We start from the raw sequence: 20,357 nt of genomic DNA on the forward strand, positions 1-20,357 counted from the left end.
CGCCGCCGGTCTCCTGCTCGCCGCCGGCGGCGGCCGGCGGATGGGTCGGCCCAAGGCGGCCGTCGAGCTGGACGGCGAGCCCCTGGTGGCCCGCGCCGTGCGGACGCTGCGCGACGCGGGGCTCGACCCGGTGGTGGTCGTGCTCGGGGCGGGCCTGCCGGACGTCGCGGAGCTGCTGCCGGCCGGGACGCGCTGGGTGCCCGCGCCGGGCTGGGACACCGAGGGGCAGGCTGCCTCGCTGCGCGCCGGCCTGGACGCGTTGGACGCCACCGACGCGGACGCGGTCCTCGTGGCGCTCGTCGACACCCCGGGCATCGGGCCGACGGCGCTGGCTCGGGTGGCCGCGCACGCCACCGGCCCCGACGCCCTGGCCCGCGGTGCCGTCGACGGCCGGGCGGGGCACCCGGTGCTGCTCGGCCGGGCGCACTGGGCGAGGGTGCGGGCGGCGGCCGAGGGCGACGCCGGCGCGCGGGGCTTCCTGCGCGGCCGGGACGACGTGGTGGCGGTGGACATCTCCGACGTGGCGGTGCCCGACGACCTCGACACCCCGGAGGACCTCGCGCGCTGGACGGGCGAGCAGACGACAGGAAGGGGCACACCGTGACCGTCCCGGGACCGGGGTACGCGATCACGGCCCGCGTCGAGGCGCCGGCGAGCGCCACGGCGGCGGGCGACCTCGCGGTGGCCGTCGGCCGCGTCGGCGGGGTCATGACCGCGTTCGACGTCGTCGAGTCGCGCACCGACTCGATCATCATCGACATCAGCTGCAACGCCCTGTCCGAGGAGCACGCCGGGCAGATCACCGACGCGCTCGACGTCCTCGACGGTGTCCGGGTGCGCAACGTCTCCGACCGCACGTTCCTCGTCCACCTCGGCGGCAAGATCGAGGTGACGCCGAAGGTCGGCCTGCGGACCCGCGAGGACCTCTCCCGCGCCTACACACCCGGCGTCGCCCGGGTCTGCCAGGCGATCGCCCGCCGCCCCGACGACGCCCGCAGCCTCACCATCAAGCGCAACACCGTCGCCGTCGTCACCGACGGCTCGGCGGTGCTCGGGCTCGGCAACCTCGGCGCGGCCGCCGCGATGCCGGTGATGGAGGGCAAGGCGGCGCTGTTCAAGCGCTTCGCCGGTGTCGACGCCTGGCCGGTGTGCCTGGACACCCAGGACACCGAGGAGATCATCCGCACCGTCGAGGTCCTCGCCCCGGCGTACGGCGGGATCAACCTCGAGGACATCGCCGCACCGCGCTGCTTCGAGATCGAGGAGCGCCTGCGCGACAAGCTCGACATCCCCGTCTTCCACGACGACCAGCACGGCACCGCCGTCGTCGTCCTCGGCGCGCTCCGCAACGCGCTGCGCGTGGTGGACAAGGAGATGAACGACTGCCGGATCGTGGTCTGCGGCGTCGGCGCGGCGGGGTCGGCGATCATCCGGCTGCTGCTGCCGCTGGCGCCCGCCGACCTCATCGCCGTCGACGTCGACGGGATCATCCACCCGGACCGCGAGGGCCTGCACCCGAGCCTGGAGTGGGTGGCCGAACAGACGAACCGGGAGCACCGCACCGGGACGCTGGGCGACGCGATGCCCGGCGTCGACGTCTTCATCGGGGTCTCCGCGCCGAACCTGCTCCACGAGTCCGACATCGCCGCCATGGCCGACAAGGCGGTCGTGTTCGCGCTGGCCAACCCCGACCCCGAGATCGACCCGTCGCTGGCGCAGCGGCACGCGGCGATCGTCGCCACCGGGCGGTCGGACTACCCGAACCAGATCAACAACGTCCTCGCCTTCCCCGGCATCTTCCGCGGGCTGCTCGACGCCCAGGCCCGGGGGATCACCGACGACATGCTGCTCGCCGCCTCGGCCGCGATCGGCGACGTCGTCGCGGAGCCCAACCCGCTGTTCATCGTGCCGAGCGTCTTCGACAGCACGGTCGCCTCGGCGGTGGCCGGCGCGGTGCGCAAGACCGTCGAGCGGGCCCGCGAGCAGGGTGCCGAGATGGTCGACGTGGCCGCCGCCCTGGCCCTCGGCGAGGAGACGGCGAAGGCGGTGGAGGGTGCGGATGAATGAGGGTCCGGGCGACGGGGGCAGTGCCCGTGGCCTCACGCACGTCGACGCCACCGGCGCGGCGCGGATGGTCGACGTGGGGGACAAGGAGGTCACGCGCCGCACGGCGACGGCCACCGGGGTCCTGCGCACCACCGCCGAGGTCGTCGCGGCGCTGCGGGACGACACCGTCCCGAAGGGCGACGCGCTGGGCACGGCCCGGGTCGCGGGCATCATGGGCGCGAAGCGCACGCCCGACCTGATCCCGCTGTGCCACCCGATCCCGCTGGCCGGCGTGACCGTCGACCTCGACGTCGGCGACGACCACGTCGCGATCACCGCGACGGCGCGCAGCGCCGACCGCACGGGGGTGGAGATGGAGGCGCTGACCGCCGTCGCCGTGGCCGGGCTGACGCTGCACGACATGATCAAGGCGCTGGATCCGGCGGCGACGCTGGACGGAGTGCGCCTCGAGCGCAAGGAGGGGGGACGTTCCGGTGTCTGGACCCGACCCGACGGCCGCTGAGGACTCCACGGCCGACCCCACGGCCGACCCGACCCGACGGGCGCGCGTCGTCACCGCGTCCAACCGTGCCGCGGGCGGTGTCTACACCGACCGCGGCGGGCCGATCATCGTCGGCTGGCTGCGCGAGCAGGGCTTCACCACACCCGACCCCGTCGTGGTGCGCGACGGGGAGCCCGTCGCCGCCGCATTGCGCGACGCCGTCGCCGACGGGGCGCACGTCGTCGTCACCACCGGCGGCACCGGCATCTCCCCGACCGACGCGACGCCCGAGGCGACGCGCGCGGTCCTGGACTACGAGATCCCGGGGCTCGCGGACGCGATCCGGCGCGCCGGCGCCGACGCGGTGCCGACGTCGGTGCTCTCACGTGGCGTGGCGGGGGTCGCGAAGCGCACCCTGGTGGTGAACCTGCCCGGCTCCCCGGGCGGGGTGCGCGACGGGCTGACGGTGCTCGCACCGGTGCTGGCCCACGCCGTCGACCAGATTCTCGGAGGGGACCACCCGTGACGTCCACAGCCCCGGCCCGCGTCCTGCGCGCCACCGTCACCGAGGAGCTCCTGGACGTCTCGGAGCACGCGGCACTGGTCGACGACGCCGCCGCGGGCGCCGTGGTGACGTTCGCGGGCGTCGTCCGCGACCACGACCACGGCCGCTCGGTGACGGCCCTGGACTACGAGGGCCACCCGAGCGCCGCGGCCGTGGTGGAGAAGGTGGCCGCCGACGTCGCCGCCGCGTTCCCCGGCGTGCGCGCGCTCGCCGTCACCCACCGCGTCGGTGCCCTGGGCATCGGCGACGTCGCGCTGGCCTGCGCGGTCGCCGCGGAGCACCGCCGTCAGGCGTTCGACGCGTGCAGCGAGCTCGTCGACGCCGTGAAGCGCGAGCTGCCGGTGTGGAAGCGCCAGGAGTTCACCGACGGCACCGAGGAATGGGTCAACTGCCCCTGAGCCTCAGCTCATCGTGAGCGTCTGGCCCGGGAAGATGAGGTTCGGGTCGGTGGCGACGTCGGGGTTCCCCTGGGCCAGGGTGCGCCAGGTCGCGCCGTGCGAGGCGGCGATCGAGCTCAGCGTGTCCCCGGCCTTCACGGTGTAGGAGCCGGCCGAGCCCGACGCGGGCGTGTCGCGCACGGTGCGGGTCTCGGGGGCGGCCTCGTCCGAGGACGAGCCGGAGTCCTCGTCGCTCGAGGCGGAGCCGGAGCCGGAGCCGGAGCCGGCATCGGAGCCGGAGTCGGCGTCGCTGCCGGAGTCGGACGACCCCGCCGACGGCACGCTGCTGTTGGGCGAGTCGTCGGTGTTGCCCGTCTTCTTCGAGCACGTGGGCCAGGCGTTCATGCCCTGCTCGGCCTTGACGCGCTCGGCGACCTGGATCTGCTCCTCGCGGCTGGCGTCCTCGGGCTGCCCGGAGCCGCCGAAGGAGCGCCACGTCGAGTCGGTGAACTGCAGCCCGCCGCCGAAGCCGTTGCCGGTGTTGATGCCCCAGTTCCCGCTGCTCTCGCACTCGGCGAGGGCGTCCCAGTCGGTGTCCGCGTGCGCCGCGGGCGCGGCGAGCAGCGCGGCGGGGATGACCGGCGCGCCCGCGGCGACGACGGCGAGGGTCGCCCGGCCGAGGCGGCCGGGACGACGCGGCGCGCGGTGACGTCCGGTGGTGGCAGTGGGCAGCACGGCACGAACGAGGTCCACGTATCTCCCGGAGCCGCGCCACGGCCGACGTGCTCCGGGCCGTCGCGGGAGGGGAGCGGACGGCGCTCGGTGTCGGTCCCTGTCCGGGCCGTACGTCGCGGGGAGCGGGAGGCCCGTCGGACAGGGTGGCGCCCGGGCTCCGGTCGGCACCGTTCGAGCGGACCGACGCGTCGAGGCTAGATCCGCGCCGGGGCCACGGTGCGTGGCTCTCAGCTTCGTGAATCGACCGCGAGGTCACGAACGAGTGACGAAGGCGCTGCTCCGCGGTCTCGATGTCACCGAGGGCGACGCTCTTCGCACGGTCCGTCGCTGAGAAGACGTGACGACGATCACACACGACGGCCCCGGCTCCTGGGTGGAGCCGGGGCCGTCGGAGTGTGCGGGGTGTTGCCCCCGAGGAGTGCCTCAGCCCAGCTTCAGCTGCTGCCCCGGGGAGATCGCGTCGGGGTCGGCGATCGCGTTGTTCTGGGCGACGGACTGCCACGAGACGCCGTGCGCGGCGGCGACCGAGCTCAGGGTGTCGCCGGCCGCGACGGTGTAGGCAGCGCCGGCGGCGGCCTTGGCCGGCTGGGCCTGCGGGGTCGCGGCGATGCTCTCGGTCTCGGAGGAGTCCGAGTCGGACGAGCCCGAGTCGGACTCCGAGCCGGACGAGCCCGAGTCCTCGGTGTTCGCCGAGCTGTCGGTGTTGCCCGTCTTCTTCGAGCACGTCGGCCAGGCGTTCATGCCCTGCTCGGCCTTGACGCGCTCGGCGACCTGGATCTGCTCGGAGCGGCTGGCGTCCTCCGGGTCGCCGGAGCCGCCGAAGGCGCGCCACGTCGAATCGGTGAACTGCAGACCGCCGCCGAACCCGTTGCCGGTGTTCGTGCTCCAGTCGCCACTGCTCTCGCACTGCGCGAGCTCGTCCCAGTCCGTGTCGGCCGACGCCAGACCGGTGCTCAGGGCCAGCGGGGCCGCCGCCATGGCGCCCACCAGGACGACCTGGGCCGCCCGCCGGGTGAAGGCGCGCGTCAGCGACTCATCGGTGTTCCGAAGCATGACCTCTCTCCGTACCGCGCCCCGCGGGAGGGACCACACGAGCGGGGTCGACGGCCGGTTCCACGCGGCCTCACCGCCCGCGGGTGCCAAGCACCCTCGGTCTCACGTCCTCGCGCCCGTCCGGTCCGCCACTTTCGTTCCGGGTCACCCGAGATCGCTGGACGGGCATCCGGCGCGGCGACCTCGGGGGTGTCAGGCACCCGCACACACCAGTCCGGCGCGTCGTCGGGAGCCGTGTCCGAACGGTACGGAGCACAGTGCGTCTTTCAAGCCGTCCAGTTGCGAGCGCGGTCACGTCGCCGACACCGTTTCGTGACCCGCCGTTGTGGACAACGCCTGCTCCAGGGCCGACATGATCTCCCTGAAAGGCCTGTTCCGCCCGCGTGTCGCAGATCCAATCTGTGCGTGGCCTCACGGTGACACACGGCCGTTCGGAGCAGCCGAATCTGAGGACCGCGACGCGGCGTCCTCATGGAAGGGACCGTCCGGTGGCTGTCGGATGACGCCTGCGGGATGCTGGGGGGGTGACCGCGAGTACCACACCGACCAGTCCGGACGACCTGGCGAAGGCCCTGGACGGCACGGGGTACCTCGCCGACGCGGGCCTCGCGTCGGCCGCCTTCCTGGCGCTGCGCATGGGCCGGCCCCTCTTCTGCGAGGGCGAACCCGGGACGGGCAAGACCGCGCTGGCGCAGGCGCTCTCCGAGGCGCTGGGGCTGCCGATGGTGCGCCTGCAGTGCCACGAGGGCATCGACGCCGCGCAGGCCCTGTACGACTGGGACTTCCCGCGCCAGCTGCTGCACCTGCGCGCCCTCGAGGCCGCGGCGACCGCCTCGCAGTCGGCGCTCGACGTCGACGCCGTGGAGTCCTCCCTCTACGACCGCCGATTCCTGCTCGCGCGACCGATCCTGCAGGCCCTCCAGGACGCGCCGTGCGTGCTGCTCGTCGACGAGGTCGACCGCGCCGACGACGAGTTCGAGGCCTTCCTGCTCGAGGTGCTCGCCGAGAACTCGGTGACCATCCCCGAGATCGGCGTCGTCCGTGCCGAGACGCCGCCGCTGGTGGTGCTGACGTCCAACCGCACGCGCGAGGTGCACGACGCCCTCAAGCGCCGTTGTCTCTACCTCTGGCTCGAGCACCCCGACCTGGCCCGCGAGACCGCGATCCTGCGTCGCCGCCTGCCCGACCTGCCCGCGGAGCTCGCCGACCAGGTCGCCCGGGCGGTGCAGGCCCTGCGCGGGCTCGACCTTCTCAAGCCGCCGGGCGTCGCCGAGTCGATCGACTGGGCGCAGGCCCTGCAGCTCGTGGGCGCGCGTCACCTCGACCTCGCCTCGGCCACCGCGACGCTGGGCGCGGTGCTGAAGTACCGCGAGGACGCCGACCGGGCGCGCGACAAGCTGGACGCCCTGCTCGCCTCATGAGCACCAGGGGCGAGCGGAGCGACGGCGAATGAGCACAGGTGACCGGGGCGGGAGCAGCGACGGGCTCGCTCCTCGCCCGCACGCCGGCGCGGTCCTGGCCTCCGGCGTCGTCGAGACGCTCGGCGGAGATACAGACCTCGCCACCGAGGCCGACGGTGGTCCCGACGCCGTCCTCGAGGACTTCGTCGCCTTCACCCGGCTCGTCCGCAACGCCGGGGTGCCCGTCACCACCGACCGCGTCGCGGCGTACCTGCAGGCGCTGCGCCTGTCCGACCTCACCAGCGAGGTCTCCACGTACTGGGCGGGCCGCCTGACGCTGTGCGCCGACCCGGACGACGTCGTGCGCTACGACCACGCGTTCGCCGCCTGGTTCTCCGCCGATCCCCGCGACCAGCGCATGGGACGGCCGGCGCCGCCGAAGCCGCGCATCTCGACCATGGCGGCGCTCACCGAGCCCCCGCCGGGGTCGGGCCAGGACGGCGAGGAGGAGGAGACCCCGGAGCTGCGGGTGGCCGCGTCCGGCGAGGAGATCCTGCGCGACCGGGACATCGCCGAGCTCTCGATCGGCGAGCGCGAGCACCTCAAGAGCCTGCTCGCGCTCCTGCGCCCGGCACCCCCGAAGCGCCGGGCCCGGCGGCGCCGCCCGGCCCGTCGCGGCGAGCCGGATCCGCGCCGCACGCTGCGGGCGGCGCTCGCCAACGGCGGCGAGATCGGCGAGATGCACCGTCGACGGCGCCGGGAACGCCCGCGTCGCGTCGTGCTGCTCGTCGACGTCTCCGGCTCGATGAGCCCCTACGCGGACACCCTGCTGCGCTTCGCCCACGTCCTCACCCGGCGCACCCCCACCTCCGTGGAGACGTTCACCCTCGGCACCCGGCTCACCCGCGTGACGCGCGAGCTGCGCCAGCGCGACCCCGAGCGCGCCCTCGGCGACGCGGCCCGCGCGATCCCCGACTGGTCCGGCGGCACCCGCCTCGGCGAGGCGCTGCGGGCGTTCCTCGACCGGTGGGGCCAGCGCGGCGTCGCGCGTCGCGCGGTCGTCGTCGTGTTCTCCGACGGCTGGGAGCGCGGCGGGGCGGAGCTGCTCGGCGAGCAGTCGGCGCGCCTCGCGCGGCTGGCCCACAAGGTCGTCTGGGTGAACCCCCACGCCGGCAAGAGCGGCTACGCCCCGGTGCAGGGGGGAATCGCGGCGGCCCTCCCGCACGTTGACCGTTTGCTGGCGGGCCACTCCCTCACGACGCTGGCCGAGCTGCTGGAGGTGCTGCGGGATGCGTGACGTTCTCCCGACCCTGGAGGGCTGGTGGGCCGAGGGCCGACCGGTCGCCCTGGCGACCGTCGTCGGCACGTTCCGGTCCGCCCCGCGACAGCCCGGGGCGTCCATGCTCGTCGGCGACGACGGGCAGGCCGTGGGCAGCGTGTCCGGCGGCTGCGTCGAGGGTGCCGTGTATGAGCTCGGCTCCGGCATCCTCGAGGGCACCGACGACGCGACGCTGCAGCGCTACGGCGTCTCCGACGACGACGCCTTCGCCGTCGGCCTCACCTGCGGCGGCATCCTCGACGTGTACGTCGAGCGCGTCGACCGCGAGTCCTTCCCCCAGCTCGGGGCGATCGCCGAGGCCGTGCGGGAGCACCGCTCGGTCGCCGTCGCCACCGTGGTCTCCGGGCCCGCCGAGCGCGTCGGGCGCCGCCTGGTCGTCTGGCCCGACGGCCGGGGCGAGCGCAGCGACGGGGGGAACGGCGGGGTCGAGGGCAGCACCGGGTCGGTCCGGCTCGACGACGCGCTGCGCGACGACGTCCGCGGCCTGCTCGCCGCCGGCCGGTCCGCGCTGGTGTCCTACGGCACCGACGGCGAGCGCCGCGGCGAGGGCCTGCAGGTCTTCGTCGAGTCGTTCGCGCCGCCGCCGCGCCTGATCGTCTTCGGCGCCATCGACTTCGCCGCCGCCGTGGCCCGCATGGGGACGTTCCTCGGCATGCGCGTCACGGTCTGCGACGCGCGCCCGGTGTTCGCGACGTCGAGCCGCTTCCCCGAGGCGCACGAGGTCGTCGTCGACTGGCCGCACCGCTACCTCGCCGCCGAGGCCGAGGCCGGGCGGATCGACGGGCGCACCGCGCTGGCCGTCCTCACCCACGACCCGAAGTTCGACGTGCCGCTGCTCGAGGTGGCGCTGCGCCTTCCCGAGATCGGCTACATCGGGGCGATGGGCTCGCGCCGTACGCACTCCGACCGCGAGCAGCGCCTGATCGAGGCCGGGGTCACCGAGGCGGAGCTGGCCCGCATGTCGAGCCCGATCGGCCTGGACCTCGGCGCCCGGACGCCCGAGGAGACCGCGGTGTCGATCGCCGCGGAGATGATCGCCCACCAGTGGGGCGGACGGGGCACGCCGCTCTCGCGTCGCGACGGCCCCATCCACACCGAGTCCAACGTCGAGCCGGTGGTGTCGGCGGCCTCGTTGGGCTAGATCACGCGTGCGGTGAGCAGCAGGTACTCCCACTCCATCACCGTCGTGCCGCTGCCGCGGTCGTGGCGCTCCGCCACCGCGGCGATGTCGGCGTCGAGCGCGGCCGTGCGCTCGGCGTCCTCGGCGTTGTTGCGGTAGGCCACGATCGTCGGCCCGTAGGTCTCCTTCCAGTACGAGCGGAAGGTGTCCGGGGAGTCGAACATCGTGACCGTCACCGTCTGCTTGCGGGCCTCGACGTCGGTGACGCGGTCGCCGAGCAGGGCGCGGACGTGCGCCTCGTCGCCCCACAACGGCGGGGGCTGGGCGCCCGGCGGGGGCGGCGGCATGTAGGCCTTCATCGTCTTGAAGAGGTCCCCGACGAAGCCCTCGGGGGTCCAGCTGATCAGGCCGATGCGCCCGCCGGGACGGGTGACGCGGACGAGCTCGTCGGCGGCCTGCTGGTGGTGGGGCGCGAACATGACCCCGACGCACGAGGTCACGACGTCGAAGGTGTCGTCGGCGTAGGGCAGTGCCTCCGCGTCGCCCTCCTCCCAGCGCACGGCGACGCCCTGGCGCTCCGCGAACGCGCGACCGGCGTCGAAGAGCTCCGGGGTGAGGTCGGACGCGACGACGTCGGCGCCGGCGAGCGCGGCGGGCACGGCGACGTTCCCGGTGCCCGCGGCGACGTCCAGCACCCGCTCGCCGGGGCGGATCCCGACCGCGGTGACGAGGACGGGACCGAGCTCCGGGATGAGACGGGCCGCCACGTCGGGGTAGTCGCCCAGGCCCCACATCGTGCGGTGCTTGGCCTTGAGCGCACGGTCGGCGGCGGTGTCGGTGACGGTCTCGGTCATCGTGGTTCTCCCTCGTCGGTGTGACCTCGGGGGCCACGGACCGTGGCGACCCCGAGGGGTCACAGAGTTCCGCGACGAGGACACCCCGGACATCGGGAACGCCTCCCCATGTTGTGGGGAGCAGGCCCTAGGCCATTCGAGACGTTTCCCCCGTGACGTTGATCACGTACCGTGACAGAGATGGAGCTGCTCGAGCGCGAGGACGAGCTGCGCCTCCTCGGCCGGGCCTGGCAGGAGGCGCGCTCCGGGGCGGGGTCGATCGTCGTGCTGGGCGGCGAGTCGGGGATCGGGAAGACCTCGCTGGCCCGCCTGTTCGCCGCCGATCCGGAGGTCGGTGACGTCCTGTGGGGCGTCTGCGACCCGCTGGGCGTGCCCCGCCCCCTCGGCCCGTTGCACGACGTCGCCCACGACCTCGGCGAGCCCGCCGCGGGGCTGCTGCGGGCCGGGGCCCCGCCGCACGAGCTCCACCGCGTGCTCCTCGAGGCGCTCACCGCCCGCCCGGTCCTGCTCGTCGTCGACGACCTGCAGTGGGCGGACGAGGCAACGATCGACCTGTTGCGCTTCCTGCTGCGCCGCATCGCCGGCACCTGCTCGCTGGTCCTGGCCACCTACCGGGCGGACGAGCCGGACCCCCAGCCGGCGCTGCGCGCGCTGCTCGGGGACGTCGCGCGCACGCCCGCGGCCACGCGGATGGAGCTCGGCCCGCTGTCCGTGGCGGCGGTGACGACGCTCGTGGGGGAACGGCGCATCGACCCCGACCGTCTCCACCGGCTCACGCGCGGGAACTCGTTCTTCGTCACCGAGGTCGTCAGCCAGGATCCCTCCCTGATCGACGGCGCGCTGCCCGTCTCCGTCCGCGACGCGGTGCTCGCCCGGACCGCCGGGCTCGACCCGGATGCCCGGGACCTGGCCGACCTGCTCGCCTGCGCTCCCGGCGCCGTGCCGGACGCGCTGCTGCCCGCCCTCGGGGTCGGGATCGGCCCGCTGCGCACGCTCGACGGCGCCGGCCTGATCGCCCGCGACCGCCGGGGGATCACCTACCGCCACGACATCTGCCGTCTCGCCGTCGCGGGTGCGATCCCGCCGGGCGGCGAGATCGACCTGCACCGCCGGATGCTCGAGGCCCTCGAGACGCTGCCGGACCCGGACCCGGCGGTGCTCGCCCACCACGCCCTCGCCGCGGGCGACGACGGCCGGGTGTTCCGCTACGCCGCCCGGGCGGGGCGCGTCGCGGCCGGATCGGGCGCGCACACCGAGGCCGCGCGGTTCTTCACCCAGGCCCTCGAGCGGGCGCCCCGGGAGGCCATCGGCGCGCGGGCCGGACTCTGCGAGCTGCTCGCGCACGAGCTCTTCCTCACCAACCGGCTCGACGAGGCGATCGCGGCGTGCCACCGCGCCATCGCCTGGCACCGGGCGGAGGACGACCTCGACGGCGTCGGCGCCGGACACCGGTCGCTGGCCTCGTTCGAGTGGTACCACGGCAACCGCGACCGGGCCGTCGCGCACGCGGCCACGGCCATCGAGGTGCTCGAGCCCCGGGCCGCGCCGGGCAGCCCCGCGGCGGCCCTCCTCGGCCACGCGCTCTCGATCCAGGGGTTCCTGGCGATGCAGGCCAACGACCTCGCGAGCGCGCGTGAGCTCCTCCGCCGCGCCCACGACGCCGCCGACGGCGTCGAGGACGACGCCCTCGAGGTCCGGATGCTGGTGGTCGACACCGTGGCCGGGATGATGGAGGGCGACCCGTCGGCGCGGGCCCGGCTCCTGGACGCGCTCGAGGCGGTCGGCGACGAGATCCAGGTCGAGCACTCCACCTGCTGGACCCAGCTCGCCCACCTCGACGTCGAGCAGCGGCGTCTCGACGCGGCCGAGACGGTCCTCGGCCGGAGCCTGCCGCTGACCGTGCAGTGGGAGTACCCGCTGTGCGAGCACTGGCAGCGCGGCATGCGTGCGCGCCTGCGCGGCATGCGCGGCGACTGGGACGAGGCCGTCCGCGACGCCCGCGGCGTGCTCACCGACAGCGAGTCGCTGCTGACCCACACCTGGCCCTCGCTGGTGCTGGGACTCGTCGCCCTGCGTCGCGGGGACGGCGGCGCGGACGCCCACCTCGAGCGGGGCTGGGAGCTCGCGCTGCGGTTCGGCGAGCCCCTGCGGCTGCTCCCGGCCGCGTCGGCGCTCGCCGAGCGGTGCTGGGTCACCGGCACGGCCGACCCCCGCCTCGACGGGGTGCCCGCGATCCTGGCGGGCGCCGGCGCACGACCGGGGACGGAGTGGTCCGCGGGCGAGCTGGCGGTGTGGCTGGTCCGCCTCGGGTACGCCGTCGCGCCACCGGGCCTCCCGTCCGACTCCCCGTACGCCCTGATGCTCGCCGGCGACCCGAGGGCGGCCGCCGAGCGCTGGGCGGAGCTCGGGTCGCCCTACGACCAGGCGCTCGCGCTCGTCGACACCGGCGAGCCCGCCGACGTGTTCGCGGCGCTCGAGATCCTCGACCGACTCGGCGCCGACGCGGTGGCCGCCAAGGTGCGCCGCGACCTGCGGGGACGCGGCATCACCGGGGTGCCCGCCCGGCCGCGCGCCACGACGCGCACCAACCCCGCGGGCCTCACCGCCCGCCAGGTCGACGTGCTGCGCCTCGTCGCCGAGGGCCTGACGAACGCCGGTATCGCCGCGCGGCTGTTCATCTCCGAGAAGACCGCCGACCACCACGTCTCGGCGATCCTCGCGAAGCTGGACGTGCCCACCCGCCGCGAGGCCGCGGTCGTCGCCCGCCGCCTCGGCGTCGTCCCCGAGCGCCGGCGGCGCGACCGGGGCAGCAACGGCGGCAGGCCGCCGGTCGCCCAGGCCTGACATCTCGGTGGCCGGGGAGCCGCCTCCGGCCCTCCGTCCGCTGACCACGGGTCCGGCCGGTCGGCCCGGCATGGGGACACCCCGGCGCGCGAGATGGGGAGGCGGCACCGATGTGCCCGCCACCCGGACGGAGGCATCGTCGCCGGCATGGACATCACTCTCCGTCACACCCGCCGGGCCGACGGGGTCACGGACGCCGTGCGCGACCTGGCGCCGGTCGTCCTCGGCCTCGCCCCGTTCGCGATGCTCATCGGCGTCACGGCCGTGCGCTCCGGCCTCGGCGCCGGCACCGGCGTCCTCTCGTCCGCCCTCCTCTACGGCGGCAGCGGCCAGCTCACGGCCATCACGCTGATGGGCAGCGGCGCCGGGGCCGGCGCCGTGCTCGCCGCGGTGACGCTGGTCAACGCGCGCTTCCTGCTCTACGCCGCCGCGCTCGAGCCCCACTTCCGCGACCAGCCGCGCTGGTTCCGCTGGGCGGCCGCGCACTTCGTCGTCGACCCCACCTACGCGATGGTGACGCGCCGGACCGACCTCGAGGACCCGACGCGCTTCCGCCGCTACTGGCTCACCGCCGGCGGGGTGCTCGCGGTGGCGTGGGTGGCGCTGACCGCCGTCGGCGGCCTGCTCGCCCCGGTGCTGCCGGCGTCGTCGGCGCTCGACGTCGCGGCCCCCGCGATGTTCCTCGCGATGCTCGTGCCGCAGCTGCGCGCCCGCCCCGCCGTGGTCGGCGCCGGGGCCGCCGCCGTCACCGCCGCCCTCGCCTCGCCCCTGCCGTCGGGCCTCGGCCTGATGTGCGGCATCGCCGCCGGCGTCGTCGCCGCCAGCGTCACCCCCACCCCCACCCGCACCACCGCCCCGTCGGAGAGCCCGTCATGACCCTGCTCGTCTCGGCCGCCGCGACCTACGGACTGCGGGTCGTGCTCATCGCCCTCGTCCCCGCGCACCGGCTGCCCGCCGTGCTGCGCCGCGGGCTGGCCCACCTGGCGCCGGCCGCGCTCGCCGCGCTGGTGGTCACCGCCCTCGTCGGCCACCGGGGCGCGACGGCCCTGGTGGTGCCCGGCCCGATGCACCTCGCGCTCGGCGTCGCCGCGGTCGTCGCGTGGCGGTTCCGCAACCCCGCGCTGCCCGTCCTGGCCGCCGTCGCGGTGATGATCGTCGTGGAGGTGCTGTCGTGACCCGGACCCTGCTCGGCGTCTGGGCCCACCCCGACGACGAGACCTTCCTGTCCTCCGGGCTCATGCTGGCCGCCCGCGAGCGGGGCGACCGCGTCGTCGTCGTCACCGCCACCCGCGGCGAGCACGGCACCGACGACCCGGACCGCTGGCCCGCCGACCGTCTCGGCGCCCTGCGGGCCCGCGAGCTCGCCGAGGCCCTCGCCCTCCTGGGTGTCACCGAGCACCGCTGGCTGGGCTACGAGGACGGGGCGTGCCCGCTGGTCCCGCGGCGCACCGCGACCGACCGCGTCGCCGCGATCGTCGACGAGGTCCGGCCGGACACGATCGTGACCTTCGCCGACGATGGGGTCACCGGGCACGCCGACCACCGGACGGTGGGCCACTGGGCCCGCCGCGCGTGGCGCGCCGCGGCACCGCACGCCGAGCTCCTGGAGGCGGTGCTGCCGCCCGGCTTCACCCGGCGCTTCGCCGACATCAACGAGGCCTTCGGGGTGTTCATGGACGACCCCGCCGCGGAGATCGACCCCGACCTGCACCTGCGGCTCGACGGTGAGCACCTCGAGCGGAAGATGGCGGCGATGCGCGCGCAGGACAGTCAGACGCGCCGCCTCGTCGAGGGCGTCGGGCTCCCGACGTTCCGGCACTGGTGGGGCGAGGAGGCCTTCCTCCGCACGACGCCCGCCGCCGTGAGAGCAGCCTGATACGGACGGTGCCGAACGATCGCTGGCCCGGGCGGAGCAGCACGAGAACCCGCTGCTCACCCTGCCGTCGCCTGCCGTCCGTCTGTAACGTGGGCAACCGTCGTCGTCCGGCAGACAAGGGGGCAGCGTGGTCCTCGTCCACAGCGTCACCCGCGCGGGGGACTCCGTCATCGCCCACCGACGGTCTCCCGAGTCCGCGGTCGGTGCGGCGGTCACCCCGTCGCGGAGCCCGGCCGACCGGGCCACGACGCGGCCGCGGACGGAGACGCCCCGCCTGGCGAAGTTCCACGTCCCCGAGATCCTCTTCGGCCCCGGCTCGCTGAGCGAGGCCGCGCACGCCGCGGTGCGCCTGGGCGCACGTCGCCCGCTGCTCGTCACCGACCCCGGGCTGTGCGCCGCCGGCTGGCCCAACCAGCTGAGCGCGCACCTCGCGGAGGCTGGGCTGCGGACGTCGGTGTGGGAGGGGGTGACGCCCAACCCCAAGGACCACGAGATCGCCGCCGGGCACGTGCACTACCTGCAGGAGGGGTGCGACGTCATCATCGCGCTCGGCGGGGGCTCGGTGATCGACGCGGCCAAGGGCATCGCGCTGCTCGCCGGCAACGGGGGCACGATCCTCGACTACGAGGGCGTCGACCGGATGGCGCTGCCGATCCCGCCGATGGTGATGGTGCCGTCCACCTCGGGTACCGGCGCCGACGTCTCGCAGTTCTGCATCGTCACCGACACCGCTCGCAACACCAAGATCACGATCCTGGGTCGCGCGCTGGTGCCGGACATGTCGATCGTCGACCCGCACCTGCTCACCACGATGCCCGACTGGCTCAACGCCGCCACGGGTCTCGACGCGCTGACCCACGGCATCGAGGCCTACGTGTCGCGTGCGCACAACCCGCTCACCGACCACCATGCGCTGCAGGCGATCGCGCTGGTCGGCGAGAACCTCGAGCGCACGATGGACCACCCCGGCGAGGAGGCGGCGCGCACCTGCATGGCGCAGGCCGCCCTCGAGGCCGGGCTCGCGTTCACCAACGCGATCCTGGGCGCGGCGCACGCCATGAGCCACCAGGTCGGCGGCCTGCTCGACCTGCCGCACGGCGTCATCAACGGGGTGCTGCTGCCGCACGTCATCCGATTCAACGCCGAGCCCGACCCGCACCGCTTCGTTCCCATCGCCCAGGCGCTGGGCCTGCCCGGCACCATCACGCCGGACTCCGACGCCGGGGCCGCCGAGGCCGCGGAGTGGGCGGCACTCGAGGTCCGCCGGCTGGCCGACGAGCTCGGGGTGCCCAAGGGGCTCGCCGAGATCGGCGTCGGCGAGTCCGACATCGGCGTGCTCTCGGCGATGACGCTGGCCGACGCCTGCCTCTCGACCAACCCGCGCGAGGCCGACCAGGCGGACATCGAGACCCTGTTCCGGGCGGCGATGTAGTGGCAGCCCTTTAATGGCGGAGGCCCCGCGAGGGGTGGCCAGGTGGTGAGCAGCCCGATGTCCACGGATCACCACGACCTCGATCAGCTCACCGGGATCCGGTCGGGGAAACCGTCCTTCTACGTCGAGTACCTGGCCTCGGCCGAGCGCCTGCGCCGGGTCATCCACGCGCTGGACCGCATCTCCCGCGCGCTCGTGCGCACCACCGAGGGCCCCGGCACGCTCGTGCGCGCGGTGGCCGAGGCCGCCGCCGACCACCTCACCGCGCACTGGGTGGTGTTCGCGCTCGCCGACGGTGCGCTGCCCGAGGCGGCGCCGCGCCACCTCGTGCTCGGTCCCGCCGGCGAGGAGGTCGACGCCGAGGACCCCGACGTGCCGCCGTGGGTCGCGGTGCACCTACGGGCGGTCCGCTCCGGCGAGGGGCACACCCACGCCGACGGCGGGACGCCCGGCAACGGCGTCGCCGAGGCCGCCACCGACCCGCACCACCTCCACGTGCCGGTGCACCTCGACGGCGACGTCGTCGGCGAGATCGTCGCCTGGACGGGTGCCGACCGCGCCATCGACGCCACCGACGCGTCCGTGCTGCGCGTCCTCGCGGGCCAGACCGCGGCCGCGCTGCAGAACTCGGCGCTGCACCAGCGCACGATGCGGCTCTACGGCGAGGCCAGCCAGCAGGCCGACGACCTCGCGGCGCGCAACGAGCAGCTCCAGCGCACCCGCGACGCCCTCACCGTCGCGCGCCAGCGCGAGGTGCTCGACTCCGAGCGGCACCGGATCGCCCGCGAGCTGCACGACTCGGTCACCCAGTACGCGCTCTCGGCCGGCATGCAGATCGAGGTCGTGCGCTCGGAGATCCGCGACGAGCGCCAGCGCGAGCGCCTGGAGACCGCCAAGGCCCTCACCCGGCGCGCGGTGGAGCAGCTGCGCTCGGCGATCTACGCCCTGCACCACCACGGCGACCGCGGGCGGCAGAGCCTGCCCGCCATGCTCGAGGAGCTCTCCACCGTCCACATGCCCTCGGACCTGCGGGTCGAGGTGCGCATCGAGGGCCGGCCGGTGATGCTGCCGTCGGCCGCCGAACGCTCGCTCTTCCGCGTGGCCGGCGAGGCGCTGTTCAACGCCGCCGTGCACGCCGAGGCGGGCGTCGCCGTCGTGCGCCTGGCCTACCGCAAGGACCGCCTGGTGCTGTCGGTGTCCGACGACGGGCACGGCGACCCCGAGCACGTGCGCCGCTCCCTGCGCATCGCCTCCGCCGGCGACCTCGACGGCTCGCACCGCGGCCTGGTCAACATGGCCGAGCGCGCCCGCGAGATCGGCGGCACCCTGCGCATCCGGCGCGCACCCCAGGGCGGCATCCGGGTCGAGGTCGGCGTGCCCCTGGCCCCCGCCGGCCCGGCCCCCGAGCCCGCTGACACCTCCGACTCCTCTGACACCTCCGAGACGTCCGGGAGGCCGTCATGACCGAGATCCGTGTCCCCGCCCGCGCCACCGCCCGCCGGGGCGAGGTGCGCATCGTGCTCGTCGACGACCACGCGATCGTCCGCCAGGGCCTGCGCTCGGTGCTCGAGCGCGAGCCGCAGTTCGCGATCGTCGGCGAGGCGTCGAGCGCGCCCGAGGCGCTCGCCGTCGTCGCCCACCAGCGCCCGACGATCGTGCTGCTCGACCTGAAGCTCTCGACGAGCTCGGACTCCGAGGGCCTGCAGCTGTGCCGCCAGCTCACCCAGGCGCACCCCGGGGTCGGCGTGCTCGTGCTGACGACGTTCCTCGACGACCGGCTCGTCGTCGAGGCCGTCCACGCCGGCGCCCGCGGCTACGTCGTCAAGGACGTCGACACCACCGAGCTGACCAGCGCGATCCGTGCGGTGTCGCGCGGCGAGTCGGCGTTCGACTCCCGCTCGGCCGCCGCCGTCGTCCGCTCGCTCAACGGCCAGCAGCCCCACGGCGACCCGCTCACGAGCCGCGAGCTCGACGTCCTGCGCCTGCTCGCCCGCGGCATGTCGAACCGCACCATCGGCCGCGAGCTCTTCATCTCCGAGACCACGGTGAAGTTCCACGTCGGCAACCTCATGCGCAAGCTCGACGTCACCCGCCGCGCCGAGGCCGTCTACGCCGCCTCGAAGATGGGCCTGATCTAGCACCTCCGGTGCAAGCCCTGCGTCCTCGCTGGCACTGAACGCCTGGAAAGCCGCTTCGTCAGAGCTGCTCGACGTCCAGATCCGCGAGCACGTCCGGGTCGGCGATCATCTCGATCGCCGCGATCCGGCCGTCCACGATGACGATGTCGAACGCCGAGAAGACCCTGCCGCCCGGGGCGTAGACCACGCCGGGCACGCCGTCGAGCAGCGCGGGCTGCGCCATGCGGGCCCGGCCGCTGAACACGCGGGCCACGGCCTCGGCGCCGCGGACGGTCTCCTCGACGTCGGGGGCGCCCGGGTTGGCCTTCGCGGCGGCGACGGCCACACGGTCGGCGCGCAGCTCGACATCCGGGTCGAGGACGGTGAGCAGGCCGGCGAAGTCGCCGTCGCGGGCGGCGGTCAGGAACGCCTCGACGACCTCGCGGCGGCGTGCCGGGTCCACCTCGGCGTCGGCCGACCCGCCCTGGACGCGGCGACGGCCGCGGCTCGCGAGCTGGCGGGCCGCGGCGGGGCTGCGCTCGACCACCGTCGCGATCTCGGCGAACGGCACGGCGAACAGGTCGTGCAGCACGAACGCGAGGCGCTCGGCGGGGTCGAGGCGCTCGAGCACGACGTGCAGCGCCGCACCCAGCGCGTCCGCCTGGAGAGCGCGGGTCTCGGGGTCGGGCTCGGTGTCCGGTTCCGCGCCGGCCTGGTCGAGGTCGGACTCGGCCCGGGTGCCGCGGGTGCGCAGCATCGACAGCGCGACGCGGCTCGCGACCGTGGTCAGCCAGGCGCGCAGGTTCTCCACCTCCGAGACGTCGGTGCGCGCGAGGCGCAGCCACGTCTCCTGCACCGCGTCGTCGGCCTCGGCGGGGCTGCCGAGCAGGCGCATCGTCACGGCCCGCAGGTGCGGGCGGTGGCTCTCGAAGTCCGCCGCAAGAACCGTCTCGTCCATCGGTCACATCCTCCGCTCGTGGGACGTCTCCAGGGAGAGACCGCCGGGGACCGGCGGATGTGACCACCGAACGAGGAGCTTGTCATGACCGGACGACTCGACACCTTCACGCGCGCCCTGCCCGGTCTCGGTGAGGGGATCGGCACCGTGATCGGCGCGATCTGCGGCGCCGGCGTGCCGGAGACGACGCTGGAGCTCGTCCACCTGCGCGTCAGCCAGATCAACGGCTGCGCGTTCTGCGTGGACACGGGCACGAAGGGCCTGCGCAAGAACGGGGAGCCCGACGAGCGCATCGACCTCGTCGCCGTCTGGCGGGAGGCGCCCGGCTTCACCGACGCCGAGCGGGCGGCGCTGGCCCTCGGCGAGGCGGCGACGCGGATCGCCGACCGCCCGGACCCGGTGCCGGATGCGATCTGGGACGAGGCGGCCCGGCACTTCGACCCCACGGCGCTGGCCGGGCTCGTCGCGCAGATCGCCCTGACGAACCTCTTCAACCACGCCAACGTCACCATCCGCCGGCCCGTCGGCGCCTGGTGACCCGTGAGCGGAATTCACGGCGATAGCCGTGAATTCCGCTCACGTCAGGGCAGCGGCACCAACAGTCGGTGGGGGCGGCGCAGGGCGAGGCTGACGGCGTCGTCGCGGACGTGGCGCTCGCCGTCGGCCCCGGAATCCGGATCCAGCGGCCGCGTCTCCAGGCTCGCCGGGGCGGGCAGCGTCCCGCAGGCGGGGCAGACGCCGCCGTCGGCGAGGTCGGCGCCGCCGGCCGGGCAGTCGGCGTGGCGGAAGCGTCGCCGGCCCCCGTCCGGGCCCACACGGTGCCGGTCGCCCCACCGGGCGAGGCTGAACACCACGGGCCAGAGGTCGAGACCCGTGTCGGTGAGCACGTACTCGTCGCGTCCGGCGGCGTAGGGCCGGCGCTCGAGGATCCCGGCGTCGACGAGGGTGCCCAGACGCTCGGAGAGCACCGCGCGCGGGATGTCGAGGTGGGCGCGCAGGTCGGCGAAGCGGCGGACGCCGAAGAAGCAGTCCCGCAGCACGAGCAGCGTCCAGCGCTCGCCGACCACCTCGAGGGCGCGGGCGAGGGCGCAGTCCTGACGGTCGTAGTCGCGGCCCAGCGGCACGGTGACCACGCTAGC

The 20,357-nt window shown here is 75.0% G+C and carries 19 protein-coding genes and 1 pseudogene; 15 read left to right on the forward strand and 5 right to left on the reverse strand.

Features of this window, described 5'->3' with window-relative positions:
- Window positions 1-40 precede the first annotated feature (40 nt).
- The 4 genes and pseudogenes from PH191_RS18790 to PH191_RS30135 all read left to right on the forward strand — a co-directional run bounded on the left by PH191_RS18790 (window position 41) and on the right by PH191_RS30135 (window position 3,511).
- Window positions 41-604, forward strand: coding sequence for a nucleotidyltransferase family protein (locus PH191_RS18790; RefSeq protein ID WP_420791826.1), 564 nt, complete (start codon window positions 41-43; stop codon window positions 602-604).
- Window positions 601-2,067: an NAD-dependent malic enzyme gene (locus PH191_RS18795; RefSeq protein WP_274196139.1), complete on the forward strand. Its 1,467-nt coding sequence runs from the start codon at window positions 601-603 to the stop codon at window positions 2,065-2,067. Before PH191_RS18790 ends, PH191_RS18795 begins: the two co-directional genes overlap by 4 nt.
- On the forward strand, window positions 2,060-2,569 hold the full coding sequence (gene moaC / locus PH191_RS18800; protein WP_274196140.1) for a cyclic pyranopterin monophosphate synthase MoaC: 510 nt from the start codon (window positions 2,060-2,062) through the stop codon (window positions 2,567-2,569). Before PH191_RS18795 ends, moaC begins: the two co-directional genes overlap by 8 nt.
- A pseudogene (locus PH191_RS30135) lies at window positions 2,541-3,511 on the forward strand (molybdenum cofactor biosynthesis protein MoaE). The gene moaC and the pseudogene PH191_RS30135 overlap by 29 nt, the downstream one beginning before the upstream one ends.
- A 3-nt stretch (window positions 3,512-3,514) precedes the next feature.
- Here the strand turns inward: PH191_RS30135 and PH191_RS18810 are convergent.
- A complete protein-coding gene (locus PH191_RS18810) occupies window positions 3,515-4,243 on the reverse strand; it encodes a LysM peptidoglycan-binding domain-containing protein (RefSeq protein ID WP_274196141.1) in 729 nt (242 codons plus the stop codon).
- Window positions 4,244-4,648: 405 nt separating this feature from the next.
- Window positions 4,649-5,278 carry a LysM peptidoglycan-binding domain-containing protein gene (locus tag PH191_RS18815; RefSeq protein ID WP_274196142.1) on the reverse strand — a complete coding sequence of 210 codons (630 nt, stop codon included), beginning with the start codon at window positions 5,276-5,278 and terminating at the stop codon, window positions 4,649-4,651.
- 524 nt (window positions 5,279-5,802) lie between these two features.
- Between PH191_RS18815 and PH191_RS18820 the strand changes: the two genes are divergently transcribed.
- The 3 genes from PH191_RS18820 to PH191_RS18830 are packed head-to-tail and all read left to right on the forward strand — an operon-like array spanning window position 5,803 to window position 9,158.
- A complete protein-coding gene (locus tag PH191_RS18820) occupies window positions 5,803-6,699 on the forward strand; it encodes an AAA family ATPase (protein ID WP_274196143.1) in 897 nt (298 codons plus the stop codon).
- 28 nt (window positions 6,700-6,727) lie between these two features.
- Window positions 6,728-7,975, forward strand: coding sequence for a vWA domain-containing protein (locus tag PH191_RS18825; protein WP_274196144.1), 1,248 nt, complete (start codon window positions 6,728-6,730; stop codon window positions 7,973-7,975).
- Window positions 7,968-9,158 carry an XdhC family protein gene (locus tag PH191_RS18830; RefSeq protein ID WP_274196145.1) on the forward strand — a complete coding sequence of 397 codons (1,191 nt, stop codon included), beginning with the start codon at window positions 7,968-7,970 and terminating at the stop codon, window positions 9,156-9,158. The genes PH191_RS18825 and PH191_RS18830 overlap by 8 nt, the downstream gene beginning before the upstream one ends.
- Here the strand turns inward: PH191_RS18830 and PH191_RS18835 are convergent.
- Window positions 9,155-9,991: a class I SAM-dependent methyltransferase gene (locus PH191_RS18835; RefSeq protein ID WP_274196146.1), complete on the reverse strand. Its 837-nt coding sequence runs from the start codon at window positions 9,989-9,991 to the stop codon at window positions 9,155-9,157. The genes PH191_RS18830 and PH191_RS18835 overlap by 4 nt on opposite strands.
- Before the next feature lie 180 nt (window positions 9,992-10,171).
- Between PH191_RS18835 and PH191_RS18840 the strand changes: the two genes are divergently transcribed.
- From PH191_RS18840 to PH191_RS18870, 7 genes are all read left to right on the forward strand, one after another.
- A complete protein-coding gene (locus PH191_RS18840; protein ID WP_274196147.1) occupies window positions 10,172-12,835 on the forward strand; it encodes an ATP-binding protein in 2,664 nt (887 codons plus the stop codon).
- 147 nt (window positions 12,836-12,982) lie between these two features.
- The gene (locus tag PH191_RS18845) at window positions 12,983-13,711 is read left to right on the forward strand and encodes an AzlC family ABC transporter permease (protein WP_274196148.1); all 729 of its coding nucleotides are present in this window, start codon (window positions 12,983-12,985) and stop codon (window positions 13,709-13,711) included.
- Window positions 13,708-14,010: an AzlD domain-containing protein gene (locus tag PH191_RS18850; protein WP_274196149.1), complete on the forward strand. Its 303-nt coding sequence runs from the start codon at window positions 13,708-13,710 to the stop codon at window positions 14,008-14,010. Before PH191_RS18845 ends, PH191_RS18850 begins: the two co-directional genes overlap by 4 nt.
- Window positions 14,007-14,711 (forward strand): PIG-L deacetylase family protein, encoded by a 705-nt coding sequence (locus PH191_RS18855; protein WP_274196150.1) that lies wholly within the window; start codon window positions 14,007-14,009, stop codon window positions 14,709-14,711. The genes PH191_RS18850 and PH191_RS18855 overlap by 4 nt, the downstream gene beginning before the upstream one ends.
- A gap of 127 nt (window positions 14,712-14,838) precedes the next feature.
- Complete coding sequence (locus PH191_RS18860; protein ID WP_274196151.1) at window positions 14,839-16,143, forward strand: iron-containing alcohol dehydrogenase; 1,305 nt, start codon at window positions 14,839-14,841, stop codon at window positions 16,141-16,143.
- 57 nt (window positions 16,144-16,200) lie between these two features.
- Entirely contained in the window at window positions 16,201-17,607 is a 1,407-nt protein-coding gene (locus tag PH191_RS18865; protein ID WP_274196152.1) for a MadS family sensor histidine kinase, read from the forward strand.
- Window positions 17,604-18,281 carry a MadR family response regulator transcription factor gene (locus PH191_RS18870; RefSeq protein ID WP_274196153.1) on the forward strand — a complete coding sequence of 226 codons (678 nt, stop codon included), beginning with the start codon at window positions 17,604-17,606 and terminating at the stop codon, window positions 18,279-18,281. The genes PH191_RS18865 and PH191_RS18870 overlap by 4 nt, the downstream gene beginning before the upstream one ends.
- Before the next feature lie 58 nt (window positions 18,282-18,339).
- Here the strand turns inward: PH191_RS18870 and PH191_RS18875 are convergent, their stop codons facing one another.
- A complete protein-coding gene (locus tag PH191_RS18875; protein WP_274196154.1) occupies window positions 18,340-19,218 on the reverse strand; it encodes a sigma-70 family RNA polymerase sigma factor in 879 nt (292 codons plus the stop codon).
- Window positions 19,219-19,302: 84 nt separating this feature from the next.
- Between PH191_RS18875 and PH191_RS18880 the strand changes: the two genes are divergently transcribed.
- On the forward strand, window positions 19,303-19,755 hold the full coding sequence (locus PH191_RS18880) for a carboxymuconolactone decarboxylase family protein (protein ID WP_274196155.1): 453 nt from the start codon (window positions 19,303-19,305) through the stop codon (window positions 19,753-19,755).
- A 44-nt stretch (window positions 19,756-19,799) separates the two neighbouring features.
- Here PH191_RS18880 and PH191_RS18885 read toward each other — a convergent pair whose 3' ends face one another.
- Window positions 19,800-20,342: a winged helix-turn-helix transcriptional regulator gene (locus PH191_RS18885; RefSeq protein WP_274196156.1), complete on the reverse strand. Its 543-nt coding sequence runs from the start codon at window positions 20,340-20,342 to the stop codon at window positions 19,800-19,802.
- Window positions 20,343-20,357 lie beyond the last annotated feature (15 nt).

The sequence above is a fragment of the Actinomycetospora callitridis genome (genome assembly GCF_028737265.1).
Lineage (GTDB): Bacteria > Actinomycetota > Actinomycetes > Mycobacteriales > Pseudonocardiaceae > Actinomycetospora > Actinomycetospora callitridis.